Source organism: Yersinia sp. FDAARGOS_228 (assembly GCF_002073315.2).
GTDB lineage: Bacteria > Pseudomonadota > Gammaproteobacteria > Enterobacterales > Enterobacteriaceae > Yersinia > Yersinia intermedia.
The window spans coordinates 1,934,942-1,950,816 of record NZ_CP020409.2; the positions used below are offsets into that span (position 1 = coordinate 1,934,942).

Genomic DNA, 15,875 nt, shown 5'->3' on the forward strand with positions numbered 1-15,875 from the left:
TTGTTCAGAAAGAAAGATTTATAGAAAAACTGTTCACTTGTTGTGAACAGTCAGCCTTTTTTCAACAAAACATCTATCAGAGAGGTAAAGACTGCGCCGGAGGTAAAACCACTCTCAGTTTTGTACTCTTCGCCTTTGATATCTTTAAACCGGGCAAGAGCAGCCTCCGGTGAAACGGCTTGTAGTTCTTCAAACTGTTTTATGTAGCCTTTGTCTAAAAGTCGTTTCTGGTTTTTCCCAAAATCAGGTGCTGAGCTATCCAGTGTAAAAACCTGATCACCTTTCATGAAAAAAATGTAAGTCAGCATCGTATTCTCCTTATGGGGTGTGTTGATATTCAGAATCGCTACAGCTTTAGCATTTTCCCAAAAAAATCGTTCTGATTCATTGGGCGTTAACCCACCGTTATATATGCGGGGGCTGAGTGACACAGCTAGGTGTTGCGGCGGGTATTGCTGAAGAATACTGCATATTCACGCTTATCACAGTACGAAAGTGGAATACATAAACCTACGTTTAAAATGGTTTGTGCTTTTGCCAAGGTATTGAATGTGCCTGAGTGCTATTTTTATACAGTTGACGATAGCTTTGCCGAAGCAATTCTTCGATTATTTGATGGCGAATTAGTACCGTGGGAATACATGCCAGAAGTTAGCTGATGGGTAAGTGTTTTTACGAGAAAAATTTATATATTTCAATCATATTTATGAACTCTAAAGAAAAAGCATCTTGAGTAATGCTAAAGATTACCGATGTGTCTTTTTAACGGTAAAAATAGATGATACCCAAGAGATTGAAAGCTGCTCGGCTCAGGGCGCAATTAACTCAGGAACGGCTTGGTGTACTTGCCGGTATTGAAGAAGCAACCGCCTATTCACGTTTGTCACACTATGAACATGGAACGCATAAACCGACCTTTGAGTTAGTGTGTGGGTTTGCTCATGTCCTAGGTGTACCAGAGTGCTATTTCTATACTGTAGATGATGAATTTGCCGAGAAAGTGTTGGAACTATATGAGCAGTATAAAAAGGATCGCAGGGATTAAGTAGGTAAAACTACGTGGAAAACTAAATTCGGTTGTGGGCAACAATTATATTCGTTGCCCAGAGTGTAAATATGCATCTCATGCCCGCTCCAGTCGTTATTCTACCAGAGCGAAAAGTATTAAATCGCTACGGCTCTAACGCACGAATTCATTAATAATCCTACTCCGCCTGTAACCTCTCAAAGTGGGGATCTCCCGCTCTCGCCACTTCACTCTTGCCGTTTAAGGGCTTTTTCTCTGGCTAGCCTGCCCAAAAGAGCACTGCATGCATATAGTGCATGAATTTGCATGCAACGCCTCAGCATCAAAACAGCTGAAACACCGCGCTACAAGGGCTTGCAGGCTCTCTATGTCATGCATGAAAAGTGCATGATAAAGTCAGAGCGCGTAGGCGGGGGACCATTGCGCGCGGGAGAAGTTATGCGCCGAGGCTGATCATAGTGCGTTTACTACTGTTGGGAAGTTGATAACGGAAACGCCAAACTTTTTTGCCAGTAGTTTTGACTAACAAAAATAAACCATCACCATCATGGAGGGTAAGGTCTTTATTGATGGCGTTCGCTTTTTGTACTTCGGTGTGGGTGAGGGGGCGTGTAGTCCGCGCCATGCAAGATTCTTCCCTGTAATTGGTATACATCTTACCGTATACCAATAAACGCCGGTTTCAGGCGGATCTCCTCGGACTACTACAGACACAAAAAAGCCCGCAAACCTAAGTGGGATGCGGGCTTTTCGTACTTCACCGGACTTATCTGGTAATAACCGGTTTAACATTTGGTGGGCTGGGGGGATTTGAACCCGCGTCCGTAATTCCCTAACTTATTGTTATGGAATGTTTATTTTTCTGGCGCGTATCCTGTGCGGCTCCTTTGGTGTACTTCCTCAGTCATCCCACTGTATTCCTTCAGGAACGAACCGTAATGCCTGAAAAGCATCTCCGGCCCCTTGTGGCCCATCTGTCCTGCTAACCAGAATAAATTCGCACCCTGGCTAATATGCATCGTGGCAAACGTATGTCTGGTCTGATAGGGATTCCGGTACCGGACGCCAGCCTTTTTCAAAGTTGGTACCCACGCTTTTTTTCTGATCGCATCAGCACCGGCCCAAGCCTCATTCGTTTTCGGATCATGAAAAACAAACTCATTTAGCAAAAAGGTAAAGGGCTTCTGGTTTTTGATTGCCAGTAATGCTTCGGAGTCTAATTCTATTTTTCTTCGACCTGCTTTAGTTTTAGTCCCTTTGATTACCCCCTCTACACTTGCCGTTATTACATGAGCTGTATTGCCGACGAGATCGAGGTCTTGCCACCTTATCGCGCATAATTCGGAACTTCTCATTCCAGTGTGTAAAGCAAATCTAAAAAGGTTTTCCCATTGAGCATTCATCGCTGTAGATATCGACTATCTGGCCCGCAACCTGTTACCGGATCAGTGTGATGAGGATTGGTTAGCGCGCCACGGCAATATGAAGCGCTGCCCCTGCAAGGAATCAGCAACGGCGACCGGTTTTGTACGCTGGGAGGGCGTCACCAACGGTATTGAAGTGCCTGCCGGCAGAGTAATTCAACGTGATGATTTGCAAGAGTACACCACCACCGCTGTGGCGACTGCTGTTGCGGGCGTTTTGCGGGTACCGGTGATTTGTTCTGTTGCTGGCACTGCAGGTAATACTGACGATGGTATCAGCATGGTGCTGACTCAACCGATTAACGGCCTGCCATCATCTGCTGCCGCTGACAGCATCGAGGGCGGTACTGATGTGGAGCCGGTGGACGAGTGGCGAGCACGAATAATCGAACGCTGGTATTACACCCCGCAGGGTGGCGCTGATGGCGATTACATTATCTGGGCTAAAGAGGTGCCCGGCGTCACTCGTGCCTGGACTTATCGCCACTGGATGGGGGCTGGCACGGTCGGCGTGATGGTAGCTAACAGTAATCTTGAAAACCCCATCCCAGATAACGTCGTGGTCACCGCTACACGTGATCACATCTTACCGCTGGCTCCGGTGGCGGGGGCCAGCCTCTATATTCTCGCGCCAGTAGCAAAAGTGGTGTCGTTCCATATTCGCCTCACGCCAGATACACCCGAAGTGCGCTATGCGGTCATTGCTGAGTTGCGCGCCTTGTTTCTGCGTGATGGGGTGCCGGGTGGAACACTGGATCACTCGCGTATCAGTGAGGCTATCAGTATTGCGACTGGCGAATATAAACACGTTCTGGTCAGCCCGACCGATGATATACCGCTGGCCGCGACTGAGCTGCCCGTTGTGGGAGATCTAACGTGGACTTAACCGACAGTTATAGCCAGTTATTAACCAACCTGCTGCCGCGTGGCCCGGCATGGGAGGGGGATGATCCCCTACTGCTGGGGCTTGCACCGTCTTACTCTCGCGCCCATCGGCGTGGGGATGGCTTGATGGTAGAGATTGACCCACGCACCACCACTGAGTTGATTGACCGCTATGAGCAATTAGCTGGCTTGCCGGACTCTTGCGCCCCGCCCGGCGTACAGACTCTAGCCCAGCGGCAGCAGCGACTGGATGCAAAAATTAATGTCACTGGCGGGATTAATAAGGCGTTTTATCTGGCACAACTGGCGGCATTGGGCTATCCGGATGCCACTATTACCCAGTTTGAAAGTGATGTTTTTCGTTGCACCTCGACCTGTATTGACTCGCTTTATGCAGAAGAGTGGCGCTACTGGTGGCAGGTCAACATGCCGAATGTCACCCAGATAACTGACATGACCTGCGCCTCTGTCTGCACCGACAGCCTGAGAACGTGGGGCGATACCACTGCCGAATGCGTCATTAACAAACTTTGCCCCTCACACACCTATGTGACTTTCTTATACCCGGAGTAACCCTTTATGCATCGTATTGATACCCCAACCGCCCAGGTTGATAAATTTGGCGCGGGTAAGAACGGCTTTACCCGTGGTAACCCACAGACTGGCGGACCGGCCACGGCTTTGGATGATGATTACTTTGATGCCGTGCAGGAAGAGCTGGCGGGACTTGTTGAGGCAGCGGGGATTACGTTAAAGAAAACAGATCGCGCTCAGGTGCTGGCAGCAATAAAGCTGCTTATTGGCAGTGAAACGAACACCAAATACCTTAAAGTCGCGAGTAATCTGGCTGAAATTAAAGCAGCTGGAGTTACTGCAGTATCGGCGGCTCTGACAAATTTAGGTTTAAGTGATGTCGCCCACTTGCCACAACTAACTGGTGTTATAGGAACATCGCGTAATGCGAAAATGAGCGTTACTGCTGCATCAGCAACAGTAACATTCACCGCAGATGAACTGATTGTGCAAACTGCTTTGGGCGGGCTTCAGTACAAACTTAGCAGCTTCAATAAGGCAATTAACCTGGCAACTGTCGGCGTTGGCGGGATGGATATCGGAACAGCTCCAGTAAGCGGTTTTGTGGCCCTGTATGCGATTTACAACCCAACAACACAGGCATCAGCATGCCTGCCGGATACACTGCATCAGCTTTAGTCAGTATTTCCCCTATCGCCTCAAGCCAGTTTAAAGTTAGTTACCTGATAGGCAGAAAAGTATCATTCCCACTTGTTCAAGTTGTGTCAGCTAGTACATCCATGGCAGCGCTTACGGCTGTATCTATTGCATTGGCCACCCCACTCAATGCGATAACAGCTCACGGTAATTGCAAAGTTGGAGGTGGTAGCAGTGCAGCAGCGTCATTTTCATCAATATCTCTTGGCAGTGATAGCTTTGGTACTGGTTGGCAGGAAGTAAGATTGGGGGCTAATGCTGGGAATGGTATTGATGCGGCGAGTAACTTTTCAATTGATATCATAACACCTCAAACACTCTATTATCGTTTTGAAAGTGATATGACAAGCAATAAAGCTGGTTCTATTTTGATTTCAAGTTATTTATTTTAATGGGGTGTTGATATGGTCTTATATGTGCAATTCTCTGATGAAACAGAGACGACAATAATCACATGGTTTGCCTCACCACAATCATCATCTAATTTTAATTTTTTGGGTGAAGTTGAACCGTCAGATGGCCGTTGGGTAGCATTCTATGACGCTACCCCTGCCTTTGCTATAAACTCGATACCAAAACCATAACATCTATAAATAGAATCAATGATTGGAAATTCGTCATTTGACTAAAAATATAACGTGGGGTGTGCATCCACACGTTATATTTTTTAATTTTAATCTTTGGTTTTGAGTTTATTTATAATTGCTCTAGCTACTTTAGAAGTGTTATTTTCTATTGCTATATGAATCAAATAAGATACGAAAATTGATGAAAATAGTAAGTATATAAACTTACCAAACCCTGAAGTCTGTGTATATAGCTGAAAGAAGTTACTGTGTAATGGTATAAATGCCATTATTATAGGATGTATGAGGTATAGTGGATAGGATATATCGCCTAGAAAATTTAGGTATTTATTGTCTCTTACTCCTTTTATTTTTTCTCGGATGACAGAAGCCACTAAGAGCAAAAAACAACCTAAACCCACGTTTGTAACTCCATGTCCCGATGCACCACCGCCAAAAGTATAGAACAAAAAAACACCCAATGATGAGTAAAATATAAAGTCACTTGCAGATTTTAATATTTCATTGTCGGTACGAATTCTCATGTATATTTCACATGCAATCATTCCTAAAATAAACTCAATTAATATCGGGTTTGCCAAGTTTTTTATTAATCCTTGGATGCTATTACTTGCTGTGAAATTTAGAGTGGTGGTTGGGTCTAATGTCAAATACCCATTGTATTTTATATTTAAATAGGAAAATACAGATAACATCATAACTGACGATATTAGTATTCTATAACGATGTGATATTTTTAACGCAATCAAGAAAAATACGTAAAAAATAAGCTCGTAAGTTAATGTCCAAGCGGTAATGATAAAACTATATGCATAAAAAGGTGCGGCAGAATTATAATCTAACTGTAAGAATAAAAGAGACTTGATTACAGCAATTTCAATTACGTTAGGGTAGTTTATTACAACAAATAAGGCCATGCAGAATAAATATACGGGATATATTTTAAATAATCTTTTAACTGAAAAAGATAATATGCTGTCATCATTTTTAGTTGAGTAAACAATAACAAAACCACTAATCATGAAGAACAGGTCTACACCAAAGTATCCACTAGAAAATAGCATATCTCCTAGGTTTTTTTGTGCATATGTATCGTTGAGTAAAAATTTTAAGTGAACGAAAACTACAAAAAGAGATGCAATCCCTCTCAACTGATGGACTGATTTTATCATGCTAATTATCCAGCATAGTTATTATTTCTAGTTGTGAATAAAATCAGGGATGCTAAAGCGCTCTACTACCTGAGAAGAAAGCATTTTAGGTGTTTATAATTACCTGTCAATAATGAATTGGGAAATAAAAAGTTTAGAGTTAGATTGGTATAGGGGGACGGATCAGTGTCAGTCATGTTCGCGATACTGCCGGACAGGGCATACAAAAAGCGTGGCAGATGAAACGAAATATGATAACCAAAGGCGAAAAAAAACCTCTGGGTTAGCAGAGGCTTTTTAATCTTCAAAGGAGCCGCGTATCTTTTACGTATCCTTTTTGGTCCAAACTAGGTCAGTGCTTCGTCCGGTCATTTATCATAAGTCACTGGTTTATATGATACTGTCCGGTCACTGTCCTATCAAATGTGGTGGAGCTGGGGGGATTTGAACCCCCGTCCGAAATTACTACGCCGTCGGCACTACATGCTTAGTCCAGTCATTACATTCGCCGGTTAGCTGCGGACGGACACGCCACTAACAAACTATCCTGATTGGGTTTAACGCTTTCACCACAGGCAAGGTGTCCACGCGATCTCTTTTAGGTTTGACCTCTCTTGATCCCCGTCCTAAGAGCGGAGGCTAGGGAGAGAGGGAATCTTCAGTTTCTTAGGCTGATTAAGCTGCTAAAGCAGCAGATTCGTATTGCGAGTCGTTTGCAATTATTTTTTTTGCGGTTTTTTACGAGGCCTCCGCACCTCGGCATGCACCTTGGGTTTCGCGAATCCCGTCGAATCCAGAATCAGCCCCAAAGAACTTCTGTAGTATACCAGAACTATACGCTGATAAGCCAGAGACTTAACGGTTAGCGTGTTTCATTATTCTGGCTTTATCGAGCTGCCATTCACGATCTTTGATGTCATCGCGTTTATCGTGATCTTTTTTACCTTTTGCGACACCGATTTTAACTTTAACCCAAGCATTTTTCCAATATACGGAAAGGGCAACTACGGTAAAACCGTCGCGATTAACTTTACCGAGCAGAGAATCCAGCTCACGTTTGTTTAGTAGCAGTTTACGGGTACGCATTGGCTCGCAGACAACATGAGTCGACGCAACGTTCAACGGCGTAATGGTGGCGCCAAACAAGAAGGCCTCGCCATTTCTAAAGGTTACGTAGCTATCACTAATGTTGGCTTTGCCAGCACGCAGAGATTTTACTTCCCAACCTTGCAGTGCAAGACCCGCTTCGAACTCTTCTTCAATGAAGTATTCATGGCGGGCACGTTTATTTTGCGCAATGGTTGCGGAACCGGGTTTGTATGCTTTTTTCTTTGTCATAGTGTTGATCATTATACTGTATGCCGAGGGGAATGAAATCCTTTCCCGTAGGATGCCTGTGCATTTTGTCTCATTTGTTGCACGCAATGCCTAGCAGATTTTTTGTCTGGCGGTGGATAAATGCTATTATCAGCGCGTTTTATGTCTCACAGGAAATGTTATGCCACAGATTAGCCGCTCTGCGTTGGTTCCGTTTAGCGTAGAACAGATGTATCAACTGGTTAATGATGTTCGCTCTTATCCAGAGTTTCTGCCCGGTTGCACCGGTAGCCGGGTGCTTGATGTTACTGAAAATGAAATGACGGCCGCAGTTGATGTCGCCAAGGCAGGTATCAGTAAAACATTTACTACACGCAATACATTGACGGATAACCAGAGCATTAATATGCAACTGGTTGATGGGCCGTTTCGGAAATTAATGGGTGGATGGCATTTTACCCCATTAAGTGCAGATGCTTGTAAAGTTGAGCTCCACCTTGATTTTGAATTTACCAATAAGCTGATTGAATTGGCGTTTGGTAAAATATTCAAAGAATTAGCTGGGAATATGGTGCAGGCATTCACTCAACGCGCTAAAGAGGTATACAGTGTCTGAGATTCGCGTTGAGGTGGTTTATGCCTTGCCTGAACGCCAATATTTGCGCACTGTTTCACTTGAGGCGGGCAGTACTGTTGAGGATGCTATTAAAGCGTCGGGTTTACTTGAGTTACGGCCAGATATTGATCTGACAAAAAATAAAGTGGGTGTTTACAGCCGCCCGGTAAAACTGGGCGATAAGCTTAACACGGGCGATCGTGTTGAGATTTATCGCCCTCTGAGTGCAGACCCTAAAGAGTTACGCCGGCAACGCGCCGAACAGGCAAAAAAATAAGGCACTGTCTGTGCCTTATTTTTATTGTAGCCCTGAACTGCTATCGAAGAAAAAGCGCACGCTATCCTATGGTTGCATAAGTATTAGGCGGCTTGTTGCCTAAAACCATAATCAGTATTCGTTCCCTTCATCTGCTCTGCAATCTTCGGATAAATTAATTTCCTGCTAATGTTGGTTCGTTTTTGATATCAGTCAGCACACCGCTGCTATCAAAGGTCAACGTCAACGTCTGTTGTGTTACTTTCTCGTGGCCAGGTTGTTGGCGGAACACATAGAACCAGGTTTTAGTGCCAAACGGGTCCTGTAGCATTGGTGTACCTAAGGTATATGCCACTTGTTGCTGGGTCATACCTTTATGAATTTTGGACGCGTCATTAGGTGATAAATAGTTACCCTGATTAATATCAGGCCGGTAGACCACCTTCTCCAGCGTTGAACAACCCGCAGTAAGCATTGCAAGCATCACAGCGGCGGCAGTCAGCATTTTACAGCGCATAGTAATCACATTCCTTTAGGGCGTAGGATGACGATGATAATAGACCTTGCAGCAGTTGGAAACCTTTACAGGGCACCTGTATGACCTCTGGAAAGGAAAAAAGTTAATCTTTTCTACGCTGCGAGCAATTCTTTTGCATTTGCCAAGGTGTTTTTCGTCACTTCACTGCCACCCAGAAGGCGCGCCAACTCTTGCAAGCGGGCTTTTTTATCTAACCGATGCATATGGGTTTCGGTTTCTGTGCCATCGGTTTGTTTGCTCACAAAGAAATGTTGATGACCACAACCCGCAACCTGCGGAAGGTGAGTGACACACATAACTTGAGTCGATTCACCAAGCTGACGCAACAGGCGGCCTACTATGGCTGCCGTTGGCCCACTGATACCAACATCTACTTCATCGAAGATAAGCGCCGGAGTGTCCATTTTACGCGCTGTAATCACCTGAATCGCCAATGCGATGCGAGACAGTTCACCACCGGAGGCCACTTTAGCCAGCGCTTGCAGCGGTTGACCAGGGTTGGTAGTGACGCAGAACTCAATGCGGGTCGCCCCTTCAGCACTGAGGTGCTCTGGCTCAAAATGGGTATCAATCGTGAATCGACCATGTGGCATTGATAATTCATGCATACTTTCGGTAATTAGCGCGGCCAATTCATCAGCATAATGCTGGCGCTCGTGGTGCAACCGCTTAGCTATCTCTAAAGCATGTTGATAGTGAGTATTTACTGCATGGCTGAGTTGCTCATGATCGTTTTCTTGGCGTGATAGCTGTTCTTGCTCATCCAGCAACTGCTGATAAAACAACGGTAATTCTTCCGGCGTTACATGGTGTTTACGGGCCAGATTTAATTGACGAGATAACCGTTGCTCCAGTTCATACAAGCGGTTAGGGTCCATATCAAATTGTTCTGCATAGTGGCGCAATTCATCACTGGCTTCACTAATTTGAATAGAAGCCTCTTCTAGCATATTCAAAAGGTTATTAAATTGCTCATCCATACTAGCCAGTTCAGTTAACTGATGTTTGGCGGAGTAGAGTTGGCTGAGAATATTATTTTGTTCATCATCTGACAGTAATTGTAAGGTTTGTTGGCTGAGTGACAGCAATTGCCCACTGTTGGCCAGGCGTTTATATTCGATATCAATTTGTTCATATTCCCCCGCTTGTGGGGCAAATGAATTTAGCTCTTTCAACTGATATTGCAATAATTCCTTTCGAGCGTTACGTTCCAGCGATTGCTGTTGATGAAGTGCCAGCGCCCGGCAGCTTTGGTGCCAGATTTGATAGGCTGCTTTCATTTCGCTTAGCAGAGCAGGTTGGTCTGCGTAGGCATCTAATAACTGTTTTTGATGATCTGGTCTTAATAGCAACTGATGGGCATGTTGGCCGTGAATCTGGATGAGATGCTGGCCTAACTCCCGCAGTTGTGACAGCGGGACTGCTGTACCATTAATAAAGCCTCTTGAGCGGCCATCGGTTCCAATAGCCCGCCGCAGTAGGCACTCATTGCTGTCATCAAGATGGTTATGTTCCAACCATTGGCGGGCCGATGGGGTGTCTGCCAGTGAAAAGCGAGCACAAATATCGGCACGCGTTGCACCTAAACGCACCATACTGCCATCTGAGCGGCTACCAAGGCATAGCCCCAATGCATCTATGGCGATAGATTTACCTGCCCCTGTTTCGCCAGTAATTGCTGTCATTCCGGGTTGAAAATCAATTTCTAACTCACGCACAATTGCAAAATTACTGATGGTTAATTGGGCCAGCATGGTAAATCTCCTGTACATAAACACATGGCTGTATTTGAATACAGTATAAACTGGTTTTATATACAGTAAAGTCCTTGCGGTGTTTTTTAGAATAATTTTTTCGACCAACCCAATTTTGTGCTTAACGTATTGAAATAACTGTAGTCCTTTGGATGAATAAGATTGAGGTGGAAATCACTACGGCGAATTAATACTTCTTCACCTTCTTGAATCGGTAGCGCTATCTGGCTATCACAGCTTATTTCCAGGTCGCTGGTGATTTGCGAAAACTTCAATCGGATGGTGCTGCTACTATTAATAACCAAGGGTCTGGCGGTTAGAGTGTGGGGGAACATCGGGACCAATACGATGGCGTCCAGTGTGGGGGTGAGGATTGGGCCACCTGCCGAGAGCGAATAAGCCGTCGAGCCGGTGGGGGTGGCAATGATCAGGCCGTCTGAACGCTGAGAGAACGCGAAGCGGTTATCGATATACACTTCGAATTCAATCATATGTGCCACCTTACCCGGATGCAAAACCACTTCATTGATTGCTGTGCTGATGCGGCTTTGTTGATTGGTGCGGGTCACTTGTGCTTCCAGTAAGAAGCGTTGTTCGCTTAGGTATTCACCTTCCAATACATCTGAAAGTTGTTGTTGGGCGTTATCTGGGTCTAAATCAGTTAGAAAGCCCAGATTGCCTCGGTTGACACCGATGACTTTGATATCATAGCGAGCGAGTACTCGTGCGGCACCGAGCATGTTGCCATCGCCTCCGACCACCACGGCTAAATCAGCTTTTTGGCCAATATCAGCCAGGCTGCCGGTAACGGCATCGGTTAAATTAAGATCTTTGGCGATCTGCTGTTCAACCATCACGGCATAACCTCTGGCGTTCAACCAGTGGTAGAGCATCTCATGGGTGGCAAGTGCAGCCGGGTGCCGTGGGTGACCGACAATACCAATACAATTGAATCTTTTATTATTCATTGCCGTGATTTTCCTTACTGGGGGCGTCTTTTACCCCACATTATGACCGGTTCCCTTGAATCCCCGGTTTTGATCCCCATAATAAGCCAAGTAGCGAGATTAATGCTAAAACGCGGAGATATCCATGAGTAGTAAAGAACAGAAAACACCAAACGAGCAAGTCTCGGAAGAAATGGAAAATGCAGCAGAGCAGCAAGTGGAAGCGACACAAGAGACGGGTGAAGGTGTAGATCCGCGTGTTGCCGAGCTTGAAGCGCAGTTGGCTGCAGCCGTACAGCGTGAGCGCGAAAGCTTGCTACGCGCTAAGGCTGAAGTTGAGAATATCCGTCGTCGTACTGAATTGGATGTTGAAAAAGCGCATAAGTTTGCACTGGAAAGATTTTCATCTGAATTATTGCCAGTGATCGATAATCTGGAACGTGCACTGGATACTGCTGATAAAACCAATGCCGAACTGACTTCGATGATTGAAGGCGTCGAGTTGACGCTGAAATCACTGCTTGATGCAGTAGGTAAATTCGGCATTGAAGTTGTTGCTGATACCCATGTGCCGTTTAATCCTGATGTTCATCAGGCAATGACGATGCTTGAATCTGCTGATCATGAACCAAATCATGTGATGATGGTGATGCAAAAAGGTTACACGCTGAATGGTCGTCTGCTACGCCCAGCGATGGTTGCGGTATCTAAAGCGAAAGCTTAAGGTGTTTTGACGTGAAAAAGGCACCTTCGGGTGCCTTTTTTTATTTAACTACCTTGGTAGTTTATTCTGCTGTTGGTAGTTTTGGTTGCCAATCAATAGGCTGTTGACCCTGTTGTTTTAGTAACTGATTTGCCTGTGAAAAGTGCTTGCAACCAAGAAAACCACGATGGGCAGACAGCGGTGATGGGTGTGGTGCTTTTAAAATAAAGTGGCGTTGGGTATCAATGATTCGGCCCTTCTTCTGAGCATGTGCCCCCCACAACAGAAAAATCACTCCATCACGATGTTCATTCAGTGCTGCAATGACTTTATCAGTGAAGGTTTCCCAACCAAGGTTAGCATGTGAGTGTGCATTACCTGCTTCAACGGTTAGCACCGTGTTAAGCAGTAATACCCCTTGTTCAGCCCAGCTTTGCAAGAAACCATGGTTAGGGCGCTCAAAACCGGGGATATCAGTAGCCAACTCTTTGTACATGTTCACCAAAGAGGGGGGAGCCGGCACGCCAGGTAACACAGAAAATGATAATCCATGTGCCTGATTGGGGCCGTGGTAGGGGTCTTGCCCCAAAATAACCACTTTAACCTGATCCAGTTCGGTCAGGCGGAAGGCGTTAAAGACATCTTTTTGTGCAGGATAGATAGTCTTGCCTGCACTGCGCGCTGCTGCCACATAGGCCAGTGTATCTTTGAAGTAAGGCTGTTCTTTTTCCAGGCCGATCACATCGTGCCAGGTAAGGGAGGCAGACATAAACACTCTCCTTGGTTTCTGTAAAGTATTGATGTGCGTTAGCTTACCGGTTCAAACCGGTGAGTGAAACCGTTAAACCTGACTCTGTGACGTGATGATGCTTTTTTGACCTCTTTATGCAAAAAATGTTGAAAATTTACAAAAATAATTGCTGTCAGTGCTTTTGATAAAATTGATATAAAACATAAATTTGCTGATTGAGCTGTTGCTGGTGTGGCTGAAAGATTGATTTAAGTCAAAGAATTGCGGCTGTCTGGCTGGTATACAGAACAATAAGACAACAATGGTTTTACCAAATAACCAAGATAGTTTCTCCCCCTTGGAATTTATATCCGCATTATGGAGGCACCAAATGATTACTGGTATTCAAATTACTAAAGCTAACAATGAAGCCTTGCTGAACTCTTTTTGGCTGTTGGATGATGAAAAATCTGAACTGCGCTGCGTTTGCGCTAAAGCCGGTTATGCCGAAGATCAGATAGTTCCTGCCAGTGAGTTAGGCCAGATCGAATATCGCGAAGTTCCACTGGAAGTGCAGCCTACAGTGCGTGTTGAAGGTGGTCAGCATTTGAACGTTAACGTTCTGCGCCGCGAAACACTGGAAGATGCAGTGAAAAATCCAGAAAAATATCCTCAGTTGACGATTCGTGTTTCTGGCTATGCAGTGCGTTTTAACTCACTGACACCAGAACAACAACGTGATGTGATTACCCGTACTTTCACTGAAAGTCTGTAATTTTTGCCATAACGTTTAATTCATTCAAAAATCTTAAGGGAGCTTCGGCTCCCTTTTTCATATCTGCTATTTATTGGTCGATAAATTTGATAACGATCACACTTCTCTGTATTTATAAATAAATCTTACCATTTCCATTTAAGAACTCATCCGATGTGTCGATAGATAAACTCATAACGCCGAAGTAACTATCTGGATTATCTTTCGACAAGGAGTGGCATGAGTGGATCTGTCAGTTTAATTGGGCCTACTGCATTAGCAGGTTTAATGAGTCAAGTGAATCCATCGGAACTGGTCGGGAGGGATGCTACCACCGCAGACAAGCCTTCAGTGGCGCAAACAACTCATTTTACAGCAGCAACGTTGGCCGGTAATGAGCTTTGTTACAGTATGCAGGCTAACGTTAGCTTGCCACGAAGTGATGGATCCACCATAGGGAGTGAGCGTGTTGCGATATCTAGTGGACAAGGATCACAGCAAGGGGACTATTCATTAGCATTACTTGCTAAAGATGTTTACGCTCCTGCTGTCGGGAGCATCGGCGGGTTTACACGTTTGAGTGATGGTGAGTTACTCACTGCGGGAATAGATCCGGCAAGTTTATTTGATAGTGCTTCAGGCTTTCAGGCTGGAGTTTACCGTGATAGTCAGCAGTATGTTTTATCCTTCGCGGGTACCAATGATTTCAGTGATTGGTTAAGTAACATCCGGCAAGCCACTGGCTATGATGATGTTCAGTATAATCAAGCAGTTGCTTTATGTAAAACAGCAAAAATGGCATTTGGTGATGCGCTGGTGATCACTGGGCACTCATTGGGAGGCGGTTTGGCGGCGACCGCAGCATTAGCGAGTGGAACATTTGCGGTGACATTTAATGCCGCTGGTGTTTCAGACTACACAATAAATCGCCTTGGCATGGACCCGACTCAAGCACGCATTTTCGCAGGAAACGGCGGTGTAAGGTGCTATAGCGAACAATATGATTTGCTGACAGATGCTCAGGAATCGACCTCGCTAATTCCTGATGCGATTGGCCATAAAATCACGCTGGCAAATAGCGACAAACTCACCGGAGTGGATGACTGGCTGCCACATAAGCACCTTGAACGCGGCTTATCGGCACATAGCATTGATAAAGTGATCAGCTCAATGAGTGAACAACAACCTTGGGAGCGGCAGTATGCCTGAATCGACACTGGCAATGAGGGTTAAGCGCCATTTGCGTTATGCCATCTACGGTGTTTTGATGCCATTAATCAGTTTTGAGGGGCAGGCGATGACAGATATTAATACAGCTTTTACTGATCCGGCGATAATGCCGATCGCTGATGCGATTGTTCGCGGAGATGTGAAACAGATCCATCAGTTAGCAAATGAAAAGTTGTTACAGCAGCAAGGTGATCGGTCAGTAACACTGATGCAGTGGGCTATTCTCAACCAACAGCCAGAAAGTTTAGCTGCGTTGCTGCAAGCACATGCTGATCCTTTTCAGTCGGGGATGCAGGGTGATACCGCCTGGCATACGGCGGCCAGCGTGCAAGATGCGCATTACATGCAAATTTTACTTGAAGGCAGCATGAAACCTGATGTGCGCAATAGTGTGACACTGGCGACGCCTTTGGCCGCTGCTGTTATGGCGGGGCGCGGGGTTCAGGTGATCCTGCTGTTGGTTGCCGGGGTTGATCCGAATATAGCTGATCGGATGGGGGATACCCCCCTGCATTTAGCGGGTAAAACCAATGCGCCAGACCTGGCATTACGGTTATTAAAAGCCGGAGCTGACCCTGAATTACGCAACAAGCAGGGGGCAACTTTTCAACAATATTTTGCGATGACGCCTTTGAATATTCAAAGTGCTGAAATGCAGCAAAAGCACCAGCAATTGAATACCTGGCTGCGCGGGAAGAAACTCGCTGAGGTCTATCAGCAGTAGCA

General features: G+C 45.4%; 17 protein-coding genes, 1 other RNA gene and 4 pseudogenes. 12 read left to right on the forward strand and 10 right to left on the reverse strand.

The window, feature by feature from the left end; translation table 11 throughout:
- Positions 1-50: 50 nt before the first annotated feature.
- On the reverse strand, positions 51-308 hold the full coding sequence (locus tag A6J67_RS08870) for a hypothetical protein (RefSeq protein ID WP_032907010.1): 258 nt from the start codon (positions 306-308) through the stop codon (positions 51-53).
- Positions 309-424: 116 nt separating this feature from the next.
- Between A6J67_RS08870 and A6J67_RS08875 the strand changes: the two are divergent.
- Together A6J67_RS08875 and A6J67_RS08880 are read left to right on the forward strand one after the other, a co-directional pair.
- Positions 425-659: pseudogene (locus A6J67_RS08875) on the forward strand (helix-turn-helix domain-containing protein).
- A gap of 119 nt (positions 660-778) precedes the next feature.
- Positions 779-1,045: a helix-turn-helix domain-containing protein gene (locus A6J67_RS08880; RefSeq protein ID WP_032907008.1), complete on the forward strand. Its 267-nt coding sequence runs from the start codon at positions 779-781 to the stop codon at positions 1,043-1,045.
- Positions 1,046-1,466: 421 nt separating this feature from the next.
- Here the strand turns inward: A6J67_RS08880 and A6J67_RS08885 are convergent.
- Positions 1,467-1,652 (reverse strand): annotated as a pseudogene (locus tag A6J67_RS08885) (integrase arm-type DNA-binding domain-containing protein); the annotation flags it as partial.
- Positions 1,653-1,881: 229 nt separating this feature from the next.
- A pseudogene (locus A6J67_RS08890) lies at positions 1,882-2,433 on the reverse strand (site-specific integrase); the annotation flags it as partial.
- A 7-nt stretch (positions 2,434-2,440) separates the two neighbouring features.
- Here A6J67_RS08890 and A6J67_RS08895 point away from each other — a divergent pair.
- From A6J67_RS08895 to A6J67_RS08910, 4 genes and pseudogenes are all read left to right on the forward strand, one after another.
- A pseudogene (locus tag A6J67_RS08895) lies at positions 2,441-3,337 on the forward strand (baseplate J/gp47 family protein); the annotation flags it as partial.
- Positions 3,328-3,909, forward strand: coding sequence for a YmfQ family protein (locus tag A6J67_RS08900; RefSeq protein ID WP_050296793.1), 582 nt, complete (start codon positions 3,328-3,330; stop codon positions 3,907-3,909). The pseudogene A6J67_RS08895 and the gene A6J67_RS08900, both read left to right, overlap by 10 nt.
- 6 nt (positions 3,910-3,915) lie before the next feature.
- The gene (locus tag A6J67_RS23440; RefSeq protein ID WP_050296792.1) at positions 3,916-4,548 is read left to right on the forward strand and encodes a hypothetical protein; all 633 of its coding nucleotides are present in this window, start codon (positions 3,916-3,918) and stop codon (positions 4,546-4,548) included.
- On the forward strand, positions 4,518-4,958 hold the full coding sequence (locus tag A6J67_RS08910; RefSeq protein ID WP_050296791.1) for a hypothetical protein: 441 nt from the start codon (positions 4,518-4,520) through the stop codon (positions 4,956-4,958). The genes A6J67_RS23440 and A6J67_RS08910 overlap by 31 nt, the downstream gene beginning before the upstream one ends.
- A 281-nt stretch (positions 4,959-5,239) precedes the next feature.
- On the opposite strand, the gene A6J67_RS08920 is transcribed toward A6J67_RS08910, so the two are convergent.
- The 3 genes from A6J67_RS08920 to smpB form a co-directional block, all read right to left on the reverse strand.
- A complete protein-coding gene (locus tag A6J67_RS08920) occupies positions 5,240-6,325 on the reverse strand; it encodes an acyltransferase family protein (protein ID WP_050296789.1) in 1,086 nt (361 codons plus the stop codon).
- A gap of 405 nt (positions 6,326-6,730) precedes the next feature.
- Positions 6,731-7,111: a transfer-messenger RNA gene (ssrA, locus tag A6J67_RS08925) on the reverse strand.
- A 48-nt stretch (positions 7,112-7,159) separates the two neighbouring features.
- Positions 7,160-7,642, reverse strand: coding sequence for an SsrA-binding protein SmpB (smpB, locus tag A6J67_RS08930; RefSeq protein WP_032907022.1), 483 nt, complete (start codon positions 7,640-7,642; stop codon positions 7,160-7,162).
- A gap of 160 nt (positions 7,643-7,802) precedes the next feature.
- Here smpB and A6J67_RS08935 point away from each other — a divergent pair, with 160 nt between their 5' ends.
- Together A6J67_RS08935 and A6J67_RS08940 are read left to right on the forward strand one after the other, a co-directional pair.
- Positions 7,803-8,237 (forward strand): type II toxin-antitoxin system RatA family toxin, encoded by a 435-nt coding sequence (locus tag A6J67_RS08935; RefSeq protein WP_005188672.1) that lies wholly within the window; start codon positions 7,803-7,805, stop codon positions 8,235-8,237.
- Complete coding sequence (locus A6J67_RS08940; RefSeq protein ID WP_042568442.1) at positions 8,230-8,514, forward strand: RnfH family protein; 285 nt, start codon at positions 8,230-8,232, stop codon at positions 8,512-8,514. The genes A6J67_RS08935 and A6J67_RS08940 overlap by 8 nt, the downstream gene beginning before the upstream one ends.
- A gap of 154 nt (positions 8,515-8,668) precedes the next feature.
- On the opposite strand, the gene bamE is transcribed toward A6J67_RS08940, so the two are convergent.
- The 3 genes from bamE to nadK all read right to left on the reverse strand — a co-directional run bounded on the left by bamE (position 8,669) and on the right by nadK (position 11,753).
- Complete coding sequence (gene bamE / locus A6J67_RS08945; protein ID WP_019212230.1) at positions 8,669-9,010, reverse strand: outer membrane protein assembly factor BamE; 342 nt, start codon at positions 9,008-9,010, stop codon at positions 8,669-8,671.
- A 113-nt stretch (positions 9,011-9,123) separates the two neighbouring features.
- Positions 9,124-10,785, reverse strand: a complete 1,662-nt coding sequence (gene recN, locus A6J67_RS08950) for a DNA repair protein RecN (RefSeq protein WP_050073481.1) — start codon at positions 10,783-10,785, stop codon at positions 9,124-9,126.
- Positions 10,786-10,871: 86 nt separating this feature from the next.
- Positions 10,872-11,753 (reverse strand): NAD(+) kinase, encoded by an 882-nt coding sequence (gene nadK, locus A6J67_RS08955; protein WP_042568440.1) that lies wholly within the window; start codon positions 11,751-11,753, stop codon positions 10,872-10,874.
- Between the two features lie 124 nt (positions 11,754-11,877).
- Between nadK and grpE the strand changes: the two genes are divergently transcribed.
- The gene (gene grpE, locus A6J67_RS08965; protein ID WP_005188665.1) at positions 11,878-12,456 is read left to right on the forward strand and encodes a nucleotide exchange factor GrpE; all 579 of its coding nucleotides are present in this window, start codon (positions 11,878-11,880) and stop codon (positions 12,454-12,456) included.
- A 61-nt stretch (positions 12,457-12,517) separates the two neighbouring features.
- Here the strand turns inward: grpE and ung are convergent, their stop codons facing one another.
- Entirely contained in the window at positions 12,518-13,204 is a 687-nt protein-coding gene (gene ung / locus A6J67_RS08970; protein WP_050084674.1) for a uracil-DNA glycosylase, read from the reverse strand.
- A gap of 352 nt (positions 13,205-13,556) precedes the next feature.
- On the opposite strand from ung, the gene grcA reads away from it, so the two are divergent.
- From grcA to A6J67_RS08985, 3 genes are all read left to right on the forward strand, one after another.
- Positions 13,557-13,940 (forward strand): autonomous glycyl radical cofactor GrcA, encoded by a 384-nt coding sequence (grcA, locus tag A6J67_RS08975; RefSeq protein WP_005188661.1) that lies wholly within the window; start codon positions 13,557-13,559, stop codon positions 13,938-13,940.
- A 219-nt stretch (positions 13,941-14,159) separates the two neighbouring features.
- Positions 14,160-15,128, forward strand: coding sequence for a DUF2974 domain-containing protein (locus tag A6J67_RS08980; protein ID WP_080608142.1), 969 nt, complete (start codon positions 14,160-14,162; stop codon positions 15,126-15,128).
- An 88-nt stretch (positions 15,129-15,216) separates the two neighbouring features.
- Positions 15,217-15,873 (forward strand): ankyrin repeat domain-containing protein, encoded by a 657-nt coding sequence (locus A6J67_RS08985; RefSeq protein ID WP_032907021.1) that lies wholly within the window; start codon positions 15,217-15,219, stop codon positions 15,871-15,873.
- The last annotated feature ends 2 nt before the right edge of the window (positions 15,874-15,875 follow it).

Excerpts from the sequence above, each read along its gene's own strand:
- A6J67_RS08870 (WP_032907010.1), bottom strand. The coding sequence starts at position 308 with ATGCTGACTTACATTTTTTTCATGAAAGGTGATCAGGTTTTTACACTG.
- A6J67_RS08880 (WP_032907008.1), top strand. The coding sequence starts at position 779 with ATGATACCCAAGAGATTGAAAGCTGCTCGGCTCAGGGCGCAATTAACT.
- A6J67_RS23440 (WP_050296792.1), top strand. The coding sequence starts at position 3,916 with ATGCATCGTATTGATACCCCAACCGCCCAGGTTGATAAATTTGGCGCG.
- A6J67_RS08910 (WP_050296791.1), top strand. The coding sequence starts at position 4,518 with ATGCCTGCCGGATACACTGCATCAGCTTTAGTCAGTATTTCCCCTATC.
- A6J67_RS08920 (WP_050296789.1), bottom strand. The coding sequence starts at position 6,325 with ATGATAAAATCAGTCCATCAGTTGAGAGGGATTGCATCTCTTTTTGTA.
- smpB (WP_032907022.1), bottom strand. The coding sequence starts at position 7,642 with ATGACAAAGAAAAAAGCATACAAACCCGGTTCCGCAACCATTGCGCAA.
- A6J67_RS08935 (WP_005188672.1), top strand. The coding sequence starts at position 7,803 with ATGCCACAGATTAGCCGCTCTGCGTTGGTTCCGTTTAGCGTAGAACAG.
- bamE (WP_019212230.1), bottom strand. The coding sequence starts at position 9,010 with ATGCGCTGTAAAATGCTGACTGCCGCCGCTGTGATGCTTGCAATGCTT.
- recN (WP_050073481.1), bottom strand. The coding sequence starts at position 10,785 with ATGCTGGCCCAATTAACCATCAGTAATTTTGCAATTGTGCGTGAGTTA.
- nadK (WP_042568440.1), bottom strand. The coding sequence starts at position 11,753 with ATGAATAATAAAAGATTCAATTGTATTGGTATTGTCGGTCACCCACGG.
- grpE (WP_005188665.1), top strand. The coding sequence starts at position 11,878 with ATGAGTAGTAAAGAACAGAAAACACCAAACGAGCAAGTCTCGGAAGAA.
- ung (WP_050084674.1), bottom strand. The coding sequence starts at position 13,204 with ATGTCTGCCTCCCTTACCTGGCACGATGTGATCGGCCTGGAAAAAGAA.
- grcA (WP_005188661.1), top strand. The coding sequence starts at position 13,557 with ATGATTACTGGTATTCAAATTACTAAAGCTAACAATGAAGCCTTGCTG.
- A6J67_RS08980 (WP_080608142.1), top strand. The coding sequence starts at position 14,160 with ATGAGTGGATCTGTCAGTTTAATTGGGCCTACTGCATTAGCAGGTTTA.
- A6J67_RS08985 (WP_032907021.1), top strand. The coding sequence starts at position 15,217 with ATGACAGATATTAATACAGCTTTTACTGATCCGGCGATAATGCCGATC.